Genomic DNA, 20,032 nt, shown 5'->3' on the forward strand with positions numbered 1-20,032 from the left:
TTCAGTAGTAAACGTCTTTGCATCTTTTTGTATTGAGTGATAAGATAGCATCTGTTGTAATAAACAAATAAAAGCGACAATACGCGGAAAAATTGCTAATATAGAAGGAGAGTTTCTATGAAGCGAGGGAAGAAATATGATTGAGTTCTTTGAAACAGATGAGCAACATAAAATCAAACAGATTGATGCACCAAATTCAAGCTGCTGGATTAAAGTAACGGCACCGACGGATGAAGAAGTTGACCAGTTATGTGAAAAATATGGGATTCCGCATGACTATTTTTTCGATGCACTCGATACGGAAGAACGCTCGCGGGTAGAGATGGAGCGAGAGGTTGAAACCTTTAAACATTCACTTGTGATTGTAGACTGTCCGTATGTTTCAAAAGATGAAATGGGATATAAAATGTATGAAACCCTACCGATTGGAATTATTTTGACACATGAAGTGATTATGACGGTTACACTCAAGAAAATACCAGTACTAGAAAATGTTGGAACGGATAAAACAGAAAAATACTTCGATACACATAAGCGTGGGCAGTTTTTACTTATGATTCTCTATGCTGTATCATTCTATTATTTGCGTTACTTGAATGAAATCATTCGCTCAACGAATCAACTAGAATTAAAAATTAAACAATCGATGAAAAATGAAGAGTTATATGCATTTATGGCTGTTCAAAAAAGTCTTGTGTTTTTTGCTACTGCTCTACAATCTAATAAGGCAACTTTAGATAAGATTGCAAGTGTAGGCCATTTTATGTGGGATAAAGGGAATCGTGATTTATTGCAAGATGTTCTTGTCGAAAACAAACAAGCTATTGCGATGACAGATACATATACGCAAATCATTAGTGGGATGTCGGATATTTTTTCTTCTGTCATATCCAACAACTTGAACATGGTCATGAAGTTTTTGACATCATTTACGATTATTTTGTCTCTCCCAACAATTATAGGAAGTATTTACGGTATGAACGTGAAATTGCCATTTGCCGAGTATGCCCATGCTTTTTCACTTATTATGATATTTACTCTTGTCGTAACGCTTGTTGTTACCCTCGTTTTTTGGAGGAAAAAGTATTTTTAAAAGAAGGAGGAAGGCTGAGTGCCCGAAAAAGAAACGTTTGAAAAATTAGCTTACGCAACGATCAAAGAAAAGATTTTAAGCGGAAAACTACGGGTTGGCGATCATATTTCTGAAGCTTCTATCGCGAGTGAGTTACATATTTCAAGGACACCTGTTAGGAAGGCGATCGCACGACTTGAAGCCGAACAATTGTTAGAAATAAAAGTTAATCGGGGAGCGACAGTTATTGAAAGTGAAATGACAGCAAGTCATTTTGTCTCGCTACTTGAAATCGTTGAAATACTAGTTCTTCAGACGATTTCTAAATTAGAAAATAAACGAATTACTTTTGAAGCTGAACGGTTTGAAGAGAAGAAAGAAATTCTTCAAAAGCATTTGCAAAAAAAGCAGGAAACTCTTTACATCGAAGTTTTGTTTGATTCACTTAAAAGCTTTGTTCATCTTATGCAAAATAGTTATGCTGACCGGTTTATTCAGGTGTTAGAAAGCGATTTTGATCTAAAAGCACAAAAGGAAATCAAAGTATTACCTCTTATTTTGGCTGCAGAAACGGAGCAAGGAATGAGTTCGGTTATAAAAAATCTGCAGAATGGAAGTTACGAGGAAGCAAGAAAAAACGTGAAAGAATTAATAAATAAATTTATCGTGCAAACATTTAGATAGGAGGGGATTAAAATAAAAAAGGTATTTGGAATTTTTATTTTAGATTGGCGACGTGTCTTTAAAGCGCCACTAGCACTTCTCCTTGTGATTGCTCTAATCATTTTGCCTTCGCTTTATGCATGGTTCAACATCGAAGCGCTCTGGGACCCGTATTCGAATACCAAAGGAATCAAAGTGGCGGTTTCCATTGATGATAAAGGCGCTGAGGTTTCAGTTCCTGGAAAAGATCAAAAAGTGAATGTGGGAACTGAACTTAAGAAAGAATTGAAGAAAAATGATAAATTAGGATGGACTTTTGTCAGCAACGAGAAAGCACAAAAGGGTGTAAAAAGTGGGAAATATTATGCAGCAATCCACATTCCAGCTGACTTTTCGAAGGATATGGTATCGGTTGTGACTGATGATGCTAAGAAACCGCAAATTGATTATTCGGTAAATGAAAAAATCAATGCGATAGCGCCTAAGATGACGGATGCTGGGGCTTCAACGATTGTGAATCAAATTAGCAGTGAATTTGTGGGGACTGTTAGTAAATCGGTTCTTGCTGAGTTTAACGAGGCGGGGATTGACCTTGAAAATGAGCTGCCGACTATTCGAAAAGTGAAAAATAAAGTTTTTGCTGTTCAAGATGCAATCCCAGAAATGAACAAAATGGGAGAAGAGGCACAGCGAATTGAGTCGAAACTTCCGGACATCAAGGAAAAAGCTCAACAGGTGGAAGAATTAAGTGACCGCATACCAGAGCTGAATGAAGCGGCTTCTGAACTTTTAAAAGTAGAAGCAGCTATTCCGAAAATGGATGAACTGGGCGGTGAAATTTTAACTCTGCAAACGAAAATACCGGAAATTCGCAAAGTGGCGGCGGGAATTAACGAAGTAGAGGCAAACTTTGGTACGGTGAAAAAAACCTTGAATGATGCCTTGGATGAATCCAGTCAGGCACTTGGGATCATTAATACAGCTGAAGAGGCGCTTCCAGAAGTACAAAAAATCGCTTCGGATGGTAGTCGGTACGCAAGTGAAGTTTCGAAATTTGCAGATCAAGTGGATGCATCTTTTGATACGGTAGCGCCAGCGATTAAAACGAATTTGACGCTAATGAAGCAAGTTGCGGATAATGTTGTCGCGATCACAGGGGATCTGAAGGATGGCAACTTGACGCCTGAAGAGGCTCTAAAAGCGCTAAATCAAATTGAAAAACAAATGACGGACTTAGAAGGGCTTCTTACGAAACAAATTGATTTGTTGACAGAGCTTAACGAGACGCTTCCTAATCATCCTTTAGATGGCTTTATTTCTGATTTATCGGGAGTGAAACAGCTACTTGCTGAGCAAAAAGAAACGGTTGAGAAGTTGAAGCAAGACGTTCAGGCCGGCAAACAACCGACCGAAGAGCTCGTAGATCGTTTGAACAGCGAGGCTAAGCAAATTAGCGGCAAGCTAGACCAAATTCTTGGAAAATATGATAGCACGATTGTTCCAAAAATCAAGGCGGGGCTTAGTCAAATCAAGGCGGATTTAGCGAAATCTGGAGAGCTTTTGAAAACGGCTCAAGGGAAAATACCGGAAATTGCTGATGTTTTGACAAATTCGAAGAAAACTCTTCAAACAGGTCAAGCTTATTTGAAAGAGTTTCAAGCTAAACTGCCGGAAATTGAAAAAATCTTGAAGGATACTTCTCAGTTGATTGATACAAAACTCGATCAAGTGATTTCTGGAATCAATCAAGCGGCTGTTTTTTATCGCAATGATTTCCCGGCTATTAAAACGAAGCTACACCGAGCAGGAGATTTTGTTCGAAATGATCTTCCGAATCTTGAAAAAGAGTTACAAGCGGCTTCTAAATTGATCAAAGAAAAGATGCCTGAGCTTGAAAAAGCGGTAACGATCGCGGCTGATCTTTCGCGAAATGAACTGCCTACGTTTGAAAAAGCGATCAATCAAGCGGCTTCTAAGATAAATGATTTTGATAAGGAATATAATTTACAAGAAATTATTTCGTTCCTTCGAAATGATGCAGATAAGGACAGTGACTTTATCGCGAGCCCGGTACAGCTAAATCAAACGGAGTATTACAAAATTCCAAATTACGGTTCTGCTTCCTCACCGTTTTACACAGCGCTTTGTCTTTGGGTAGGAGCTCTACTTGTTATCTCGCTTCTCCGGGTGGATGTTGAAGTTCCTGGTGGGATCTTCACGAATATTCATCGCTATTTTGGTCGACTTTTAACTTTTCTTTCCATTGGATTTATGCAAGCCATGTTTGTTACACTCGGAAATATTTTCTTGCTCCACGTGTATATTCGTGAACCAGTTTGGCATATCATATTTAGTCTTTTCATCAGTATGGTCTTCATGACGATCGTGTACACGCTTGTTTCTTTATTTAACAATGTCGGAAAAGGGATCGCGATTATTCTTCTTGTTTTACAAATTTCTGGCGCGGGTGGAAACTTCCCGATTCAAGTGTCACCACCGTTTTTCCAAGCGATTTATCCATTCTTGCCATTCACTTATGCTGTGAACTTAATCCGCGAAAGCGTTGGCGGAATCTACTGGCCAGGAGCTTATTTAGATATAGGTGTCTTGTTTGGCTTTATGATTATATTCATTTTGATTGGAACGCTTTTGAAAAAACCACTTGATCGAGTTGTGCCGAAACTTTCGGCTAAAGCAAAACGAAGTAAACTCATTCATTAACTAAACGCTGAATTTGGTATACAATATAAAAAGAAATTAGAAACAATAAGCATTTATTTGAATTGAAAAAGTGTCAAAAAGTTGTCAAAAATTCGTTTCGGGGCTCTTTTTCATGGGTATATGGGAACTATGTATCATTTGAGCGGTTTTTTGAGGTTTTTTCATTGTCTTTTTTTAGAGATTCTGAAAAAGCCTAAAAAATCAGCTTTGTTTCATCTATCGCATGTGGTATAATATGAGAAAGTTCACCGATTGAAGGAGCGTTATAAATTGAAAAGTAAACGAGACTATAAGACCCTCGATAAAGTTGTTTATTACAGTGTTATTGAAAAAATCAAGAATGGTGAATTGAAGCCCAATGAACATCTAACTGAAGAAAGACTTTCAAAAGAGCTAGGGGTTAGTCGTTCACCTATTCGGAAAGCTATCACAGCACTTGTTGCAGAAGGCATCTTGGACTATAGAACCTACAGCGGCGTGGTTGTAAAAGACTCGCTTGTCGATTCCACACGTTATGTGCAATTACTTGAAGTTGTTGAATTATTTATTAAAGCAACACTTGAAAAACTTGAACAAACTGAGGAAGAAATTGATATTGACGAACTAGAAAAATGTATACAATCTATGGATCGTGCTTCTTATTTGCGTGACATGGATGAATATATTTTCAATGAACATCAATTTTTCTTGCGTTTGATCAACTACTCCGGAAACCCTTACTACAAGGAAATGACGAAAAAAGTATTTTTCAACATTAACTATTTCTCAGCAGATCCGATCAATCAATTTTCAGAGGAAATGCGAGAACATAACATCAAGCAATTAAATAGCATTCTTGCTTTACTCAAAGAACGCCGTTACTTAGAAGCTAGTGATGAAATCAAGACACTCTTACTAAGCTATGGCGCCAGTGCTTTTCGTTAAACTCGAATTTAAAAGGACTATCTCCCCCTTGAGCTAAAAGGGGGGATAGTCCTTTTTTTATGGATTAATTAAAATTTTTTCATAGAGTGAGTAACCATTTTGGATACCTTTTAACGTGAACCCAGCTGATTGGTAAAGTTGATTAAGAACAGGGACGTCTTTTTTTGTATCAAGCCGTAACCTTGGAACTTGTTCGGAAATGGTGAAAGTTGCAGCAAACTGAATCATGGCTTGACTCAGATGTTGCCCGCTAAATGCACGGGCAACCATCAAGCGATGTAAATAATGAGCTTTGTTAGCCGTTTCTTCTTGCCAAAGTGCTTTGTCCCAGTCATTTGGGGATTCTTGTATAATCATGGATCCAGCGACTTGTCCATCTTGGCTTTGGACGAGGAAAACTTCGTTAGCTGCTGTTTTTTCACTAAGATTGTGAACATCTTTTCCTTGGAGAATCTCGTTCCACTGCGAGGAGCCTTTTTCTTTCAGCCAACGAGCCGTTTCAAGCATTAATTCTTGTAAGGCTTGTGCATCTTCTGGCATTGCTTTTCGAATTGAAAAGGTGTCATCCGCTACAAGTAGCTTATTTGTTTTTGTCATTTTCGATGTCATCTTCTTCTTTTGTTTCTTGCGTCTTTTTTTCGCTTGGTTCGGAGCCAAAATCCTCTTGCACTTCTGCTGATTCTTCTGTAAAGTCTTCGTCGTAAAAAGCATTTTCTGCTAAATCTTGTTCGAGTTCGCTATACAAGTCATCATGGAAGATTGCGTAAGCTGTTTGGGAGTAAGGATAGATGAAAATAGAAATAGCGATAGAAGCAAGGAAGCCAAGTAGTAAGACAAAACTTCCACCAATGATCGAGCCTACTGAAATAATGGAAATGCTCCCATTCTGTCCATAGTAACTCATATCGGAAAAGGCTGCACCAGTTCCCATTACGGCAATACCAACGATAAAGATTACTACTGGAATCAGATACCAAAGTAGGAAGGTGAGGGAAAGTCCAAAAAGCTTTCCTTTATAGCCATTCATCATGTGGCGACTTTCTGTGATGGCATCGAGTGCTGAAATATCTGGATTGTCACGTAATATATAGTAGGTTTGCGAATAAGAATACATTTTAATAATGCCGGGAACAATGAGGAGTAATGACCAGAGCATGGTGAATACTGAAACAAGTACATAAGCGAGCAAGGTTCGTCCAAAGTCATTGTAGCCACTAAACATATAGCCAACATCTGGGCGTTCTTTTCGGCTTAAAGAGAGATAGAACCAGCTGACTCCGATTGTAAGCGGTCCAATTAAAAGAAAACTAGCGAGCCAGCCTAGAATCGGAATGAATCCTAAGATTGAGCTTCCGGCGGCAATAATGAGATAGCTCAGAATAAACACGCCGATGGCAAGTCCCCATTTGCCTCGGAGTGATTCACGTGCAGAACGACGTAGTTCTGAAATAGATTGCATATTATCATCTTCCTTTCTTTTTTGTGAAATTCACTAATATCATCCTAAAAATAGCATAAAATGATAATGAAATACAGTAAAAACGTATTTTTATCCATTTGTTCGATTATTTTTCAAAAAAAGGGTTGTTTTTTATTTTTTGGGGAAAAGGAAGAGAAGAGTTTTCCAAAGTGCAGGTGGCAAAATGAACGAGAAAAGCAGGCAAGATTTAGAAGACCGCTTAATTGAGTTGCGACGTGAATACCAAGAAGTTGTTGCTGATCCAGAAGGCTTTGAAGATCCGATGCTTCAAAATGGACCGATCAACAGTTCAGAAATGCGCCTTGGAAGTATTCGGCGCGAAATTAAAGAAATTGAGGAAAAACTTCGTAAAGATCCAATCGACTGATGAGAAGAAAATGATAAAAATGAAAACGTCCAGATTTATTGGGACGTTTTTGTTCCATCTGACAAGAAAAGGAGGAGAGGCGATGAAGCCGATTTTTGCGATTGGAGATGTCCACGGGGAGATTTCACTACTTGAAAAGATGCTGAAAAACTGGAATAAAGAGCGAGAACAACTTTTATTCGTGGGTGATTTAATTGACCGAGGTGAGAATCCGGGCGCGGTTTTACGACTTGTGAAAAAACTATATGATGAAGCGGATGTCGTAGTCTTGAAAGGAAACCATGAAGCTATGCTACTCGACTGGTTGAAAAATCCTGCTGAGAAGATGAGTTATTATATCAGTCAAGGTGGTATGGAAACGATTCAATCACTTCTCCTTGAAAATGTAGATGATTTAGCAACTCCAGAAGAACTGGCAAAAAAAGTTATGGAAGAGTCAGGGGATTTAATCGCCTTTATTGAATCAAGACCTCTCTATTATGAAATGAATCAATATGTTTTTGTTCATGCTGGAGTTGATTTTAATTGTGAAAACTGGTATGATACAAAGCCTAGTGATTTTTACTGGATTCGTGAGCCCTTTTTGTTTGGAGAAAATCGAACTGGAAAAGTTTTCATTTTCGGGCATACACCTGTTCAGAACTTACATAGCGATGGATCGAGTAGAATTTGGCTATCCCAAGATCAAACTAGAATGGATATTGACGGCGGGGCAGTGTTTGGTGGCAGTTTGAATGCTGTTGTCGTGGAGGAAAAAGCAGTCACAAAAATCTTTATGGTTTCAAAAGATGAACCTTATCAAAGTGATTGTTCCTAGTTTGTAAATAAAGGAAGTGTCACCTTGCAAAAAGCGAAAATTTTAGGTTTGCTGGTCGCCGTTTTGATTATTAGCGCAGCTGTGCTGGGCGTTTATTTTTGGAAAACACAGGAAAAAAGTGAAGCAAAAGTAAAGGAAACAATTATTCCAACTGTTTTCGTACATGGCTATAAAGGAACAGTGAATTCATTCGGGCATATGTTGAACCGGTTTGGTTACGAATCAGGCGGTAAGAAGATAGCCATGCGAATAGTGGTTGCTGAAAACGGCGAGCTAGATGTATCTGGTGGAATTGGAAAATATGAAAAAGACGGGGATTCGGCCGTTCAAATTTTATTTGAAGATAACCGCGCGAGCCTCGCAAGACAAACGATCTGGTTACAAAAAGCCATGCGATATTTACGAGAACATGAGCAGGTGAAGACAATTAATTTTGTTGGACATTCAATGGGAGGTTTAGCTATTTTGAGCTACTTGGAAAAGACCCCTGTTGATGCGGCTTACCCGGTTCCTCAAAAATTTATTGCGATCGCAACGCCTTTTGCGGGAATTGATAAGGCAAATTATTTTAAACTGCAAAAAGATCCGGCGGCACATGACTTAAAAGTCGGCTCGGCTGCTTTACAACTTCTTGTAAAAGAAAAAGCTGGCATCCCAAAAAACATTCAAGTTTTAGCGGTTGCTGGAAATCGGAACAATTCAGGTTCTGATGGTCTCGTTAAAGTAAGCAGTGTTTTTTATGCGAAAACCTTTTTCCCTAAAGGTACCTATCAAGAGCGGGTTGTTGCAGGACCGGATGTAACACACAGCGGACTTCATGAAAATGCAGAAGTAGACACGCTTGTCAGCCGCTTCTTGTGGAACCTGCCAGATGGCGTTGAAGGAGATAGTGATGCCAATCTTGATACGGTTCCAAATGCCAAAAAATAAATATTGCGCAGCTAAAAACCCCTGCCGTCACTTGGCAGGGGTTTTTAGTGTTTAATAATAAGGAGCCATAAAGAGATAAACGAGCACGCCAGTTAAACTCACATAAAGCCAAATTGGCATCGTCCAGCGTACGATTTTTTTATGTTTTTCAACTTGCATCGTCCAGCCCCAAACAAGAGCGAATAAAGCAAGCGGAACAACAACAGCGGCAAGAAAGCTATGTGTCACTAAAATGAAAAAGTAAATCGGGCGGATAAATCCAGTTCCTCCAAATGTGTTTGGTTCAGAAGAGAGGAAGTGAAAGCTTAAATAAGTGACGAGAAAGAAAAGGGTAGAAGTGAAAGCGGCCAAAATGAAGCCACGGTGAAGTTTCACATTTTTCTTTACAACGATCGCCCAAAGTGCAATTAATAAAAAGACAAAAGTAAAACTGTTAAAAATAGCGTTCATTCGTGGTAAAATCGTTAAATCAAAATGGACTTTTCCTTGATAGCCGATGGGTGAAAAGAATAGTAATAAGATAATAACAACAGCAACCGCTGAAAAAATCATAATCGGCCAAAAATAATTTTTTTCAGATGTTGATTTGGAAAACTTTTCTTGATTTTGCTCCATGGTTATGTAAATCCTCCTTAAAATCAGATCACCTCCATTATACATGAAATGGCTGATGCAAGAAATAAAAAAAGCTAAATCGACTTCGATTTAGCTTTTTTAAAAGGGAGCTTTCGCTAATTTATTTTATTCGGTTTTCAGCCTGATTATAGGCACCGTGCCAAACAGGACCGATAAATTTGTTTAAAGCAAAACCATTTTGAATCGCAGCCGTCACGAAATCCTTTGCTTTTTGAACTGCTTCGGGAACAGTCATCCCTTTGGCAAGTCCCGCAGTAATCGCTGCAGCAAATGTGCAACCAGCTCCGTGGTTATAATCTGTATCTACCTTTTCGACTTCATAGATCGTGAAATCCTTGCCATCATAAAGCAAATCAATCGCTTTATTACTTTCGAGTGCTTTTCCACCTTTTATGACGACATATTTAACACCAAGTTGGTTGATCTTTTCAGCTGCACGCTTCATGTCTTCAACGGTTTCAAGTTTTCCAAAACCAGAAAGCTGACCGGCTTCAAAAAGATTTGGTGTCGTTACAGTTGCAACAGGAAGAAGTAGATCCCGGATTGCTTCCGCATTTTCTGGCTGAATGAGTTCATCTTCTCCTTTACAGACCATAACCGGATCAATAACCACATTTTTGAGTTGATAGCGGTCGATTACTTCTCGAGTAGCTTGAATAATATCTACAGAACCAAGCATCCCAGTCTTCATGGCATCCACTGGACCGCCAGAAAGGATGGTCTTAAGCTGATCACGAACAAGCTCGGCATCAATTGGCGTTACTCCGTGTGCCCAGTTGTTATCAGGATCCATTGTTACAATCGTTGTGATTGCACTAAAACCGAATGTACCGTATTCTTCAAACGTCTTTAAGTCAGCTTGAAGACCAGCTCCGCCACTTGAATCAGAACCTGCTACTGTTAACGTTTTTTTGATTGTCATTTTTGTTCCCTCCAAATATATTCTTAGGAATTGGTTTCGAGCATTTTATAAATGGCTGCTGCAACCCCATTTTCATCATTTGTCGTCGTTATAAATTTAGCTTCTTTTTTCACTTTATCTTCCGCATTACCCATAGCAACACTATAAACAGCCATTTTAAGCATGGAAATATCATTCATATTATCTCCAATTGCGAAAGCTTCTTCAAGCGAAACACCAAGTTTTTCCACATAGTATTGCAGGGAAATTCCTTTTTGAGCTTCATGGTTTGTGATCTCGATATTATCCGAAAAAGAAGAAGTAATGGCTAGTTCATTAGAAACATTAAGAGCTTCACGGGCTTGTTTTAAAACGTCAGGATCCGCAGAAAATGTAATGAATTTTAAAATTTTCATCTCGTCATTACTAAAAATTCGTTCGGGATCTTTAATTTCATGAATGTTTTTCGCTTCAAAACGATTTTCAATTTGTTCTGTAATCGTTTGGACAGTTGATTCTGGATGGATTTTTTGAAACATCTCGATCATAAAAGCTTTTCCCTTTTCACGGTCCACAGTAACCGGACCAATGTTAGTGAAAATCTCAGTGTACATGCCTAAGTCAGTTAAAATTTGGAATGTCTTTTTGGCAAGATCTTTGTCGATAACATGTTGTAGTAGAATTTTTCCATGTTCATCGCGAATTTCAGCGCCGTTCATACAAATCGCCGGTGCAAATAAACCAGCTTTATTGATAAGACGCATAGCATCATCGTACATTCGCCCAGTACAAAGGACAAAGTGAATGCCTTTTCCGCGTGCGTGTTCAATGGCTTTGACATTTTCTTCCGTCACACGGATATCCGAATTTAAAAGCGTTCCATCCATGTCAGAAGCAATAACTTTGATCATAAATAAGATTCCTCCTGTGTTTTCCTTGACCCATCACTAGCATAGCACTTTTTGAGGGAATTTGCAGTTTTCTTGTACGAAAATCAAGCATTTTTGCTTCGCTTCATGAATTTCGTTATAATGAAAGAAGCAAATTCGGAATGGGGTGTGTGGATGAAAACCGAGGTGGAAAAAATGATTGCGGGTGAATTTTATGACCCGTCAGATCAAGAGCTCGTTTATGCAAGAAGACGAGCACGCAAATTAACAAGAGAAATCAATGAAACACTTGAACCTAAAACAAGGGCAGAGCTCCTGAAAAGACTGTTTGGAAGTACTGGGAAAGAGTTAAATGTAGAACCCTGTATACGCGTGGATTATGGTTCCAATATTTCTGTAGGTGAACATTTTTTTGCTAATTTCGATTGCGTCATTTTAGATATTTGTGAAGTGAAAATCGGGGATAATTGTATGTTTGCGCCCGGGGTACATATTTATACAGCCGCACACCCAGTTGATCCAGTTGAACGAAATAGCGGTTTAGAATTTGGAAAGCCCGTTTCAATTGGTGATAATGTTTGGATAGGTGGACGAGCAATTATTAATCCGGGTGTGACGCTTGGCGATAATGTCGTTGTAGCATCTGGTGCAGTTGTCACCAAAAGTTTTGGCGATAATGTGGTCATTGGCGGAAATCCTGCCAAAATTATCAAAGAAATTCCTGGAGGGTAAACAAGTGGAAGTAGATATACAAGTTGTTTTTAAAAAGATGGAGCAGGAATTAAGTTCCGCAAAAGAAGCTTCGAATGAAACGGAGCGCAAAATACATCTAAGTGCACTGAAAGTTCTAGCGGAAGTGCTTTTAACAGAAAATGAGGGCAAGAAAGCGGCGGTTCCTGAGGATTTGACTTGGGAAAAAATGACGGGCAGCCGTCCGCCGCAAATTCAAAAGGAAAAAAGTGAAAAAATGGATTTTGAGGATGGAGCAAATGGTGATTCATTATTCGATTTTTAGGAGGTGTGAAGTAGTATGAAAAAAGCGTTGATTACGGGCGGTGTTTTTGCAATGCTTTCCGTTGCGATCGGAGCATTTGGAGCGCATGCATTAAAGGAAATTTTAGGAGCTAATGCAGCGACTTGGGAAACAGGAGTACAGTATCAGATGTTCCATTCTGTCGGGATTTTAGTTTGCGGTCTTTTATTGATGAAAGAAAGAAGTCGTTTATATGCCTCTGCTGCTGTATTGTTTTCTATCGGAATCATTTTGTTCTCAGGAAGTTTATATGCACTTAGCATCACGAAAATTTCAATTTTAGGAGCCATTACTCCTTTTGGTGGTTTTGCATTCCTCGCAGGCTGGTTGTGTTTAATCATTGGAGCAGCTAGACAAAACTCATTTTTTAGTAGATATTGAGTCAATCAATTTATCTGTTTTGTAACTTTAATTACATAATTTCGTTTGATTGTTAAGTAATGTTAATGTTTTTGTAGTAAAAAAAACGGTTTAATTGAAAAAAAGCGGGTAAATAAACAGTAAGCAACGATGGCTTATTACTTTTTCTCCCTTTTTAGTAGTGGGTCATCCTTTCTTACCTTAAACTCCCTTTTTGTTTGGCGCTTTCCCTTATAGCAAGGGTTGAGCGTCTTTTTTTGTTCAATTTTTGGGCTGTCCCTCACAAAATCCCTCACTATTAAAATCAGATTTTTTGCCCTTTTTGTACTCTAAATAAATATTAATTGTGTCTTTTCTTATGACTTCATCAGAGTGAGTGTGAATTCTTGTGATTTTTGAACCTTTCACATGTCCAATTCTTTGCTGAATTGCTGTTTCACTTAAGCCCGCTTCATCAAGCCTTTTTACATGTGTGTCGGAAAAATGTGCGGGCTGATTTTCGTGATGTTGTATAGACACATTTCCTCTTAATTAATATAAATTTAGCGACCTTCTCCTATCCAAGAAAAATGAATAACCCAAATGATAAGCTCCATTTTACTTGCTAACGTTTATTCAAAAAGAATTTACTGGATTGTCTAATTTTTTTTAGGTTATTCTCGTAATCCTGTTCAAGTATCATTTTGAACAATTCATCAAGTGCATAAAGAAGAGCATTTCGAGAAAGAGTCGGAATTTCTTTGAACAAAAGTGGATCGTCTTCCAAGATGCCTAGGCTAAGTTCGATATCCGCATGTTTTGATAAGTTTGATTTCACACCATTTGTAAGTAAGATCTTACAACACTCACTAGGTAAAAGTGGTGTTGCAGAAAGAATCTCCTCGCACTCGCCACTGTTTGAAATCATCAGTACTACATCTCCATCTTTAATAATGGGTAAATTACGTATTTGGTCTTCAAAAGAAGTGAAAAAAACAATTTTACTTGGCGCGATTTTATGCATTTTGAAGTAAAAGTCTTTAGCGGGAATTTGAGACATTTGATAAGCAAGAAGGTAGATTTTTTCTGCTTGATATAGTTTATCTGCCACTTGCTTGAAAGAGCTGGTTTGTTTGATCTTATTCACTGCCATATAGGGAATCATAAAGGAAGATAAGTCTTCACGATTATTTAGAAACTCATATTTCATCTCAGAATAGCCTTTATAACCTAAGCGTTTTGAAAAATTGATAATGGCGCTTGGAGCGCTTCTTGTAACTTTTGCAAGTTCCCGAACATTTAATTTTTCAATTTGTTCTGGTTGTTTGAGTAAAAATTTAGCAATATCCTGCTGGTTGGAGGTAAATGATTCGTAGGATCTTTTGATTCGATTTAGTACTTCGTTCATGTTTAGACCTCCGATTTTTTGAGAACAAATTCTCAAATTTAAAATTGGTATTGAAAAAAATTCTTTTGCAGTTAAACTCTATCATGAAAGCGCTTTTATGTCAATTTAACTTGGAGGGATAAAAATGAAAAAAATTGTGGGGGTAACCGCTTGTGCTGCAGGGATTGCACATACGTATATGGCTCAAGCGGCACTTGAAAAGGCAGCTGAAGAACTCGGTATAGACGCAAAAATTGAGACACAGGGAACGATTGGAACAGAGAATGCGCTAACTGAAAAAGAAATTGCAGAAGCCGATCTTGTTATTATTGCTTCGGATATAGCCATTGATAAATCTCGTTTTATCGGTAAAAAGTTATTTGAAACAGATACAAACCATGCACTCAAAGATGCTTCTATCTTGTTGAGCGAAGCCATGGAGAAAGCAACGATTCATGGGGGAAAGGGAACAAAAGTAGGCGGAAAAATGGAGATTGGGACTTCATCGAATAAATTTGTCCAATATCTAATGTCTGGGCTCTCAGATATGATTCCTGTTACGATTGCTGCTGGTTTACTTTTTGCGATTGCTAATACAATGGCCTTTCATCCAGATCCTAATAATGCCGATCTAGTTGTTTGGGGATTTAGTGATACAGCAAGTGGTGAATTTTTCTCCAAGTTATTTGATTTAGGTAAAGTCGGTTTCACCTTGATGATTCCGATTTTTGCTGCTGGGGTTGCCCGAGCAATTGGAGACAAGCCAGCTGTTGCTCCGGCATTCATTGCAGGCTATATTATCAATGATCCGAAATTTCTAGGAGCTGAAACAGGGGCTGGATTTATCGGAGCCATTTTAGTTGGTTTTGGTGTTGGTTTTATGGTGAAAGCACTGAAAAAAATTAAATGGCCTGAGCTAATTAAACCTATTGTTCCCATTTTAATTATCCCCGTTATAGCTACTTTTATTTCTTTTGTAGTGATCTATTATTTGATTGGACAACCGATTGCTGGGTTAATGAATTCTTTATATAGCTTTATTAATGATTTAACACTTAATAATGCTGCTGCACCAATCATTTACGGAGCAGTTTTAGGTGGAATGATGGGTGTCGACATGGGGGGGCCTATCAATAAAACTGCTTTGCTCGTTTCTTCTGCTATTTTTGTTGATACAATGAATCAGTTTGGACCAACTGGTGTTAACGCTATTCCTCAAGCGGCAACAGGAGCAGCTATTGCTGTTGCACCACTCGGAGCGGGTATTGCCACGCTTCTATTTAAAAAATATTTCACAACAGAAGAGCGGACACTTGGTTCATCAGCTTTAGTTATGGGCATGGTCGGGGTAACAGAAGGAGCGATTCCATTTGCCGCCGCCCATCCATCGCTTATCATTGCGAATACCATTTCTTCTGCAGTATCAGGTGCACTTGTTGCATCGATGGGGATTCAGTTTTATGGAGGAGTTGGTTCTCCTCTAGGTGCTTTCGTTGGTTATACAACGGGGCCTGAAATGTCTTGGTTACTCTGGATAGTTGCTATTTTATTTGCGGCTTTCTTAAATGCGTTACTATATCGATTCCTGCTTAGAAAACGAAAAAATGAATTACAACAGGTTGGATAATTGAAATCTTTAGTCGAATTTGGAGGGGTTCAAAAGATGAATGAAATTTTTGCGGAAGAAAATATCTTTTTTATAGAGGAAGGGCTGACAGATAAAAATACATTTTTGAAGATCGTTGCAGAAAAGGCAGCGGAAAAAGAACTTGTTTCCTCGAAAGAAGCTTGTCTAAAAGGCTTGCTGGAAAGAGAACAGCAACAAACAACCGGATTCCAAGAAGGATTTGCTATTCCTCATTGTAAAAATGATACGGTTTATTCTCCTAAACTAATGTATTTTAAAACAGCCCCAATTCCTTGGGATAGTCTTGACGGGAATCCAATTACTGATTCCTTTGTGTTATTGATTCCTGAAAAAGCTGCTGATGAGCACTTGAAATATTTAGCACTTTTGTCTCGAGCCTTAATCGATGATGAGTTTCGTTCAGGAATAAAGGCTAGCCGAACACAAAATGAGATTTATCAATTGATTTGTCAGAAATTGGGGGTGAAGTGAGGTGAAAAAGAAGGTTCATGTGGTCAGTCATTCACACTGGGATAGAGAGTGGTATTTCACGACGATGGATGCGCTTTTGTTAAGTGATAATTTATTTTCTGATGTTTTGTCGGAGCTTGAAAAAAATTCGGAGGCGAAGTTTTGTCTTGACGGGCAGTCTTCCATTGTCGATGATTATCTCGAACTTCACCCTGAAAAGCTTGAGACAATTCAAAAGTTAGTGAAAAAAAAGCAACTAGCTATTGGCCCTTGGTACACGCAGACAGATGCTTTTTTCGTTGGAGAAGAATCCTTTCTTCGTAATCTTGCAATAGGCATTCGTGATTCTAGACGCTACGGAGAGGAAATGAAAATTGGTTATTTACCTGATACATTTGGATTTAATGCGCAAATGCCAACGCTCTTACAAAACTGTGGAATTGATAATATTGTTTTTTGGCGGGGACTCAATCTTGCAACACAAGTCCAATCACCCTATTTTATTTGGAAAGGGTTAGGTGAAAAGAAAATTATTGCGGCAAATCTTGTGGATGGATACGGAACGGCTGCTTTTTTAAATGATTCCGATGACTATCTCGAAGAGCGTTTGCTTCCTGCATTAAAGCGGATTGAAAAATGGACGGATAACGAGAATCTACTACTTCCATCAGGTGGGGATCAGCTTGAAATCATTCCAAATTTACCAGAAACGCTAAACCGTATAAATAAAAAGGTCGATTATTATTTATTTCAAAGCAGTTATGAAGCCTTTTTAGAGACGCTTAGAAACCAAACGGATTTACCTGAATATCAAGGTGAATTTAGGGAGCCTTGTACAACAAGAGCGCATAAATCCATTGGTTCTGTACGTTATGACATTAAGCGGTTGAACTATTTAATTGAGCAAAAGTTAACAAAACGTGTGGAGCCATTACTTGCGATTGCGAAAGCACATGAAATAGAGCTTTCAACCGAATTACTCATTAAAACGTGGAAGAAACTCCTTGAAGGACATGCGCATGATTCGATGGGCGGATGCGTATCGGATGACGTTGCAAAAGACATTTTACACCGAATGAAGGAAGCAGATGAGTTAGCGAGCGGATTTGAAAATTATTTGGCGAAACGTTTGTCAGAGAAACTTGGATTAAATGCGAATCATGTGATTGTCTTTAATACGACGTCAAAAGCTTTTCACGGGTACAAAATAATTGATTTTCTGGCTTCTGATAAAATGATTCGTTTTAAAGGGGAGCGAGAAGCTGTTATATTGAATGAAATCTATTTTGAAGGAAAAGATAATCTTTTGCTAGAAACACCAGAAGGACCCAAATATATCAATGAAGATCCTTATTATCGCCTATTTGTTCTAGCAAATATTGAAATTCCAGCAATGGGATTCAAAGTTTTAGAAATCGAAAAAGCAGAGAATCTACTTTCAGAGCTTGAAGAAGTCTCTGAGAAAGAAATTAAAAACAAGTATTACCGGATTCAAGAAACAAAAACTGGACTCTTATTAAAAACCAGTGAGGGTACGGAAATTGAGAACTTCTTAGCATTTGAAGATACTGGAAATAATGGAGATACGTATGATTTTTCACCACTAGAAAATGAAAACCCTACTTTATTTGGATTAAAAGTGGATGCAGTGAAAAAATCAGAATTAGTTGAAATCATGTATTTATCGGGGAACTTTCAATTGCCGAAAGACCTCGCAGCAAGATGTGGAGAAACAGAAGAAACTGGCGAACTTAAAATGAAGCTTGAAATGGAACTTCGTCAAGACAGTTCGGTTATTCGATGCAAATTAATTGTTCAAAATGAGATTTTAAGCCACCGTTTGCGAGTACTCATTCGTACAGAAGTAGAAAATCGAAACACTATTGCGTCATTGCCATTTGGATTTATCGGGCGAGAAAACTTGCAGGGAGAACTCAAGGACTGGCACAAAAAGTATGTAGAATATCCGATTGACTTAGAACCGTTTGATAAAAGTGTTTCAGTTTATGACGAGGAGAAAACTATAACAGCTTTCGGAAAAGGGATTAAAGAATACCAATTCCAACAATCCAAACTATACCTAACCCTATTTGCAAGTACTAGTCAGCTTGGAAAGCCAAACCTGTTATACCGGCCAGGGCGTGCCTCTGGAGACACTACCAAAAAGGGGCATATAATGATGCCGACGCCATTGGCAGAACTTCTAGGAGAATTGGAATTTGAATTTGCCTTCTCCGTTCAAAAGGGCACATTTGATTCATCTGTTGTTTCAGAAGAACAGCAAGAATACGTGGATGAATCCATGTGTTATCAAAATCAAATGCTAAACAAATTTATTCATCGATTAGATAATAAGATTCAAACTCATCAAAAAGCAGAAGAGACGATTCAGGAGTTTTCGCTTTTACAAAGTGAATCAGAGGCTTGGGACAGCACATTTATGCCATCATTGTATGACCGAAACGCCTTTATTTTACGGCTGAAAAATCCGACAGAACGAGTTTTATCCATTGGTAGTTTAGACACATCAAAATTTAGCAAAGTTTGTTTTGTAAACGTACAAGAGCAACCGCTACAAGAACAGCAGGAGATTGCTCCATATGATTTTGTCAGTATCAAATTATGGCTGTAGGGCATTGATCTATTTATGTATGAGTTGGAAAGAATGGCTGATCTTGTGTTCGATCTTGGCGGAACAACAGTGAAACAGGCATTAGTAAATAGTTCTGGAGAATTGTCTTTCAAAAAAGTGCAATCAACTCCTCGTAACTATCTTGATTTGCTTGATTATCTGGAAAAGGCTTCACATAACCATCAAGCAGCTCGTGCTATCGGACTTAGTGTGCCGGGAATTTATAACCAGGTGAAAAAGATACTTACAGGTTCTTCCGCCATTTCATATATTATCGGAAAATCACTTGTTGTCGATCTTCAAAAACCCGTTTTCATTGAAAATGATGGGAATTGTGCCCTCCTAGGAGAATTATGGCTAGGTAGCGCTAAGGGGATTCAAAATGTGGCGATGTATGTCATCGGTTCTGCTGTTGGCGGCGCGATTGCAATTCAAGGCAATATTCTACATGGAGCTAATTTAAATGCCGGGAAACTTTGGCTATGAGTTAATTGCGAATAATCCTGCTGATGCTTCTTTTCAGACACTCGGTGGACGAATTGGGTTTCAAGCCGTATTAAAAGATGCAGAGCAGCAATTTGGCTTAGAAAAAAATGGAAAAATTTTATTTGAAGTCATGAAACAAAATCAAGAAGTGAAAGAGTTTTACCAGCAGCGAATGGATTATTTGGCTGCCAGTATAATTAATTTACAGTACATCTTAGATCCAGATATCATTTTAATTGGAGGGGCTGTTAGCGAAAACCCATTTTTTATCCAAGTGTTGCAAGATTCACTTGAACGAATTTTGAGGCATCGACCCCATCACAAGGTTCACCCTAAAATTTTACCAGCGCAATTTTTCAATGATGCAAACTTGCTTGGGGCGAGCTATCATTGCCAAAAGGAGCTGGAGCGTTTAAATTGCTAGTTACTGGCGTTTGAAAAATGTGAAGTTATTTCTTTTTGGAAAAAGTCTTTCCTTTGTAGCGATCCCTTCACCAAAAACAACAATAAAGAAATCGACTGTTTGACGCTTTCCCTGTATGTGTATGTAAGAGGCAAGCGTAAAAGTCCGCAAAAAAAAAAACAGACTATCCTTAAAAAGGGGAAGTCTGTTTTTTTACCTACGAGCATGTGAAGAAAGAAACTAAAAGAGTGAA

At 38.4% G+C, this 20,032-nt stretch carries 22 protein-coding genes; 15 read left to right on the forward strand and 7 right to left on the reverse strand.

The features are described 5' to 3' along the window. Nucleotides 1-136: 136 nt before the first annotated feature. From HB912_RS10265 to HB912_RS10280, 4 genes are all read left to right on the forward strand, one after another. The gene (locus tag HB912_RS10265; RefSeq protein WP_185374334.1) at nucleotides 137-1,093 is read left to right on the forward strand and encodes a magnesium transporter CorA family protein; all 957 of its coding nucleotides are present in this window, start codon (nucleotides 137-139) and stop codon (nucleotides 1,091-1,093) included. An 18-nt stretch (nucleotides 1,094-1,111) separates the two neighbouring features. Then, the gene (locus tag HB912_RS10270; RefSeq protein ID WP_185374336.1) at nucleotides 1,112-1,756 is read left to right on the forward strand and encodes a GntR family transcriptional regulator; all 645 of its coding nucleotides are present in this window, start codon (nucleotides 1,112-1,114) and stop codon (nucleotides 1,754-1,756) included. A 12-nt stretch (nucleotides 1,757-1,768) separates the two neighbouring features. Continuing rightward, on the forward strand, nucleotides 1,769-4,456 hold the full coding sequence (locus tag HB912_RS10275; protein WP_185374502.1) for a YhgE/Pip family protein: 2,688 nt from the start codon (nucleotides 1,769-1,771) through the stop codon (nucleotides 4,454-4,456). 270 nt (nucleotides 4,457-4,726) lie between these two features. Further along, nucleotides 4,727-5,380: a GntR family transcriptional regulator gene (locus HB912_RS10280; protein ID WP_185374338.1), complete on the forward strand. Its 654-nt coding sequence runs from the start codon at nucleotides 4,727-4,729 to the stop codon at nucleotides 5,378-5,380. Between the two features lie 57 nt (nucleotides 5,381-5,437). On the opposite strand, the gene HB912_RS10285 is transcribed toward HB912_RS10280, so the two are convergent. Continuing rightward, on the reverse strand, nucleotides 5,438-5,977 hold the full coding sequence (locus tag HB912_RS10285) for a GNAT family N-acetyltransferase (protein WP_185374340.1): 540 nt from the start codon (nucleotides 5,975-5,977) through the stop codon (nucleotides 5,438-5,440). Then, a complete protein-coding gene (locus HB912_RS10290) occupies nucleotides 5,961-6,839 on the reverse strand; it encodes a DUF975 family protein (protein ID WP_185374342.1) in 879 nt (292 codons plus the stop codon). Before HB912_RS10290 ends, HB912_RS10285 begins: the two co-directional genes overlap by 17 nt. A 184-nt stretch (nucleotides 6,840-7,023) precedes the next feature. Between HB912_RS10290 and HB912_RS10295 the strand changes: the two genes are divergently transcribed. The 3 genes from HB912_RS10295 (at nucleotide 7,024) to HB912_RS10305 (ending at nucleotide 8,974) form a co-directional block, all read left to right on the forward strand. Next, a complete protein-coding gene (locus tag HB912_RS10295; protein WP_036070562.1) occupies nucleotides 7,024-7,227 on the forward strand; it encodes an Lmo0654 family protein in 204 nt (67 codons plus the stop codon). A gap of 82 nt (nucleotides 7,228-7,309) precedes the next feature. Continuing rightward, nucleotides 7,310-8,044: a metallophosphoesterase gene (locus tag HB912_RS10300; protein ID WP_185374344.1), complete on the forward strand. Its 735-nt coding sequence runs from the start codon at nucleotides 7,310-7,312 to the stop codon at nucleotides 8,042-8,044. 24 nt (nucleotides 8,045-8,068) lie between these two features. Beyond that, entirely contained in the window at nucleotides 8,069-8,974 is a 906-nt protein-coding gene (locus HB912_RS10305; RefSeq protein WP_185374346.1) for an alpha/beta hydrolase, read from the forward strand. A gap of 51 nt (nucleotides 8,975-9,025) precedes the next feature. Here the strand turns inward: HB912_RS10305 and HB912_RS10310 are convergent, their stop codons facing one another. The 3 genes from HB912_RS10310 to HB912_RS10320 form a co-directional block, all read right to left on the reverse strand. Further along, a complete protein-coding gene (locus HB912_RS10310; RefSeq protein WP_185374348.1) occupies nucleotides 9,026-9,589 on the reverse strand; it encodes a DUF420 domain-containing protein in 564 nt (187 codons plus the stop codon). A 121-nt stretch (nucleotides 9,590-9,710) separates the two neighbouring features. Further along, nucleotides 9,711-10,532 carry a pyridoxine/pyridoxal/pyridoxamine kinase gene (gene pdxK, locus HB912_RS10315; protein WP_185374349.1) on the reverse strand — a complete coding sequence of 274 codons (822 nt, stop codon included), beginning with the start codon at nucleotides 10,530-10,532 and terminating at the stop codon, nucleotides 9,711-9,713. A 23-nt stretch (nucleotides 10,533-10,555) separates the two neighbouring features. Further along, nucleotides 10,556-11,422 carry a Cof-type HAD-IIB family hydrolase gene (locus HB912_RS10320; RefSeq protein ID WP_185374351.1) on the reverse strand — a complete coding sequence of 289 codons (867 nt, stop codon included), beginning with the start codon at nucleotides 11,420-11,422 and terminating at the stop codon, nucleotides 10,556-10,558. Between the two features lie 153 nt (nucleotides 11,423-11,575). On the opposite strand from HB912_RS10320, the gene HB912_RS10325 reads away from it, so the two are divergent. Genes HB912_RS10325 through HB912_RS10335 form a run of 3 tightly spaced genes read left to right on the forward strand, consistent with a single transcriptional unit; the run spans nucleotide 11,576 to nucleotide 12,815 of the window. Beyond that, nucleotides 11,576-12,133, forward strand: a complete 558-nt coding sequence (locus tag HB912_RS10325) for a maltose acetyltransferase domain-containing protein (RefSeq protein WP_036070990.1) — start codon at nucleotides 11,576-11,578, stop codon at nucleotides 12,131-12,133. A 4-nt stretch (nucleotides 12,134-12,137) separates the two neighbouring features. Beyond that, complete coding sequence (locus HB912_RS10330; RefSeq protein ID WP_185374353.1) at nucleotides 12,138-12,416, forward strand: DUF5327 family protein; 279 nt, start codon at nucleotides 12,138-12,140, stop codon at nucleotides 12,414-12,416. Nucleotides 12,417-12,431: 15 nt separating this feature from the next. Beyond that, entirely contained in the window at nucleotides 12,432-12,815 is a 384-nt protein-coding gene (locus HB912_RS10335) for a DUF423 domain-containing protein (protein ID WP_185374355.1), read from the forward strand. Nucleotides 12,816-13,055: 240 nt separating this feature from the next. Here HB912_RS10335 and HB912_RS10340 read toward each other — a convergent pair whose 3' ends face one another. Then, complete coding sequence (locus HB912_RS10340; protein ID WP_185374357.1) at nucleotides 13,056-13,313, reverse strand: hypothetical protein; 258 nt, start codon at nucleotides 13,311-13,313, stop codon at nucleotides 13,056-13,058. Nucleotides 13,314-13,398: 85 nt separating this feature from the next. Next, entirely contained in the window at nucleotides 13,399-14,181 is a 783-nt protein-coding gene (locus HB912_RS10345; RefSeq protein ID WP_185374360.1) for a MurR/RpiR family transcriptional regulator, read from the reverse strand. A gap of 124 nt (nucleotides 14,182-14,305) precedes the next feature. Here HB912_RS10345 and HB912_RS10350 point away from each other — a divergent pair, with 124 nt between their 5' ends. From HB912_RS10350 to HB912_RS13315, 5 genes are read left to right on the forward strand one after another with little or no spacing between them, the layout of a single operon-like run. Continuing rightward, nucleotides 14,306-15,787, forward strand: coding sequence for a PTS fructose transporter subunit IIC (locus tag HB912_RS10350; protein ID WP_185374362.1), 1,482 nt, complete (start codon nucleotides 14,306-14,308; stop codon nucleotides 15,785-15,787). Nucleotides 15,788-15,823: 36 nt separating this feature from the next. Beyond that, nucleotides 15,824-16,279: a PTS sugar transporter subunit IIA gene (locus tag HB912_RS10355; protein ID WP_185374363.1), complete on the forward strand. Its 456-nt coding sequence runs from the start codon at nucleotides 15,824-15,826 to the stop codon at nucleotides 16,277-16,279. A gap of 1 nt (nucleotide 16,280) precedes the next feature. Beyond that, the gene (locus HB912_RS13375) at nucleotides 16,281-18,890 is read left to right on the forward strand and encodes a glycoside hydrolase family 38 N-terminal domain-containing protein (protein WP_185374364.1); all 2,610 of its coding nucleotides are present in this window, start codon (nucleotides 16,281-16,283) and stop codon (nucleotides 18,888-18,890) included. Between the two features lie 33 nt (nucleotides 18,891-18,923). Further along, the gene (locus tag HB912_RS13310; RefSeq protein WP_185374366.1) at nucleotides 18,924-19,376 is read left to right on the forward strand and encodes an ROK family protein; all 453 of its coding nucleotides are present in this window, start codon (nucleotides 18,924-18,926) and stop codon (nucleotides 19,374-19,376) included. Further along, nucleotides 19,354-19,800, forward strand: coding sequence for an ROK family protein (locus HB912_RS13315; protein WP_185374368.1), 447 nt, complete (start codon nucleotides 19,354-19,356; stop codon nucleotides 19,798-19,800). The genes HB912_RS13310 and HB912_RS13315 overlap by 23 nt, the downstream gene beginning before the upstream one ends. The last annotated feature ends 232 nt before the right edge of the window (nucleotides 19,801-20,032 follow it).

Source organism: Listeria aquatica (assembly GCF_014223975.1).
GTDB lineage: Bacteria > Bacillota > Bacilli > Lactobacillales > Listeriaceae > Listeria > Listeria aquatica.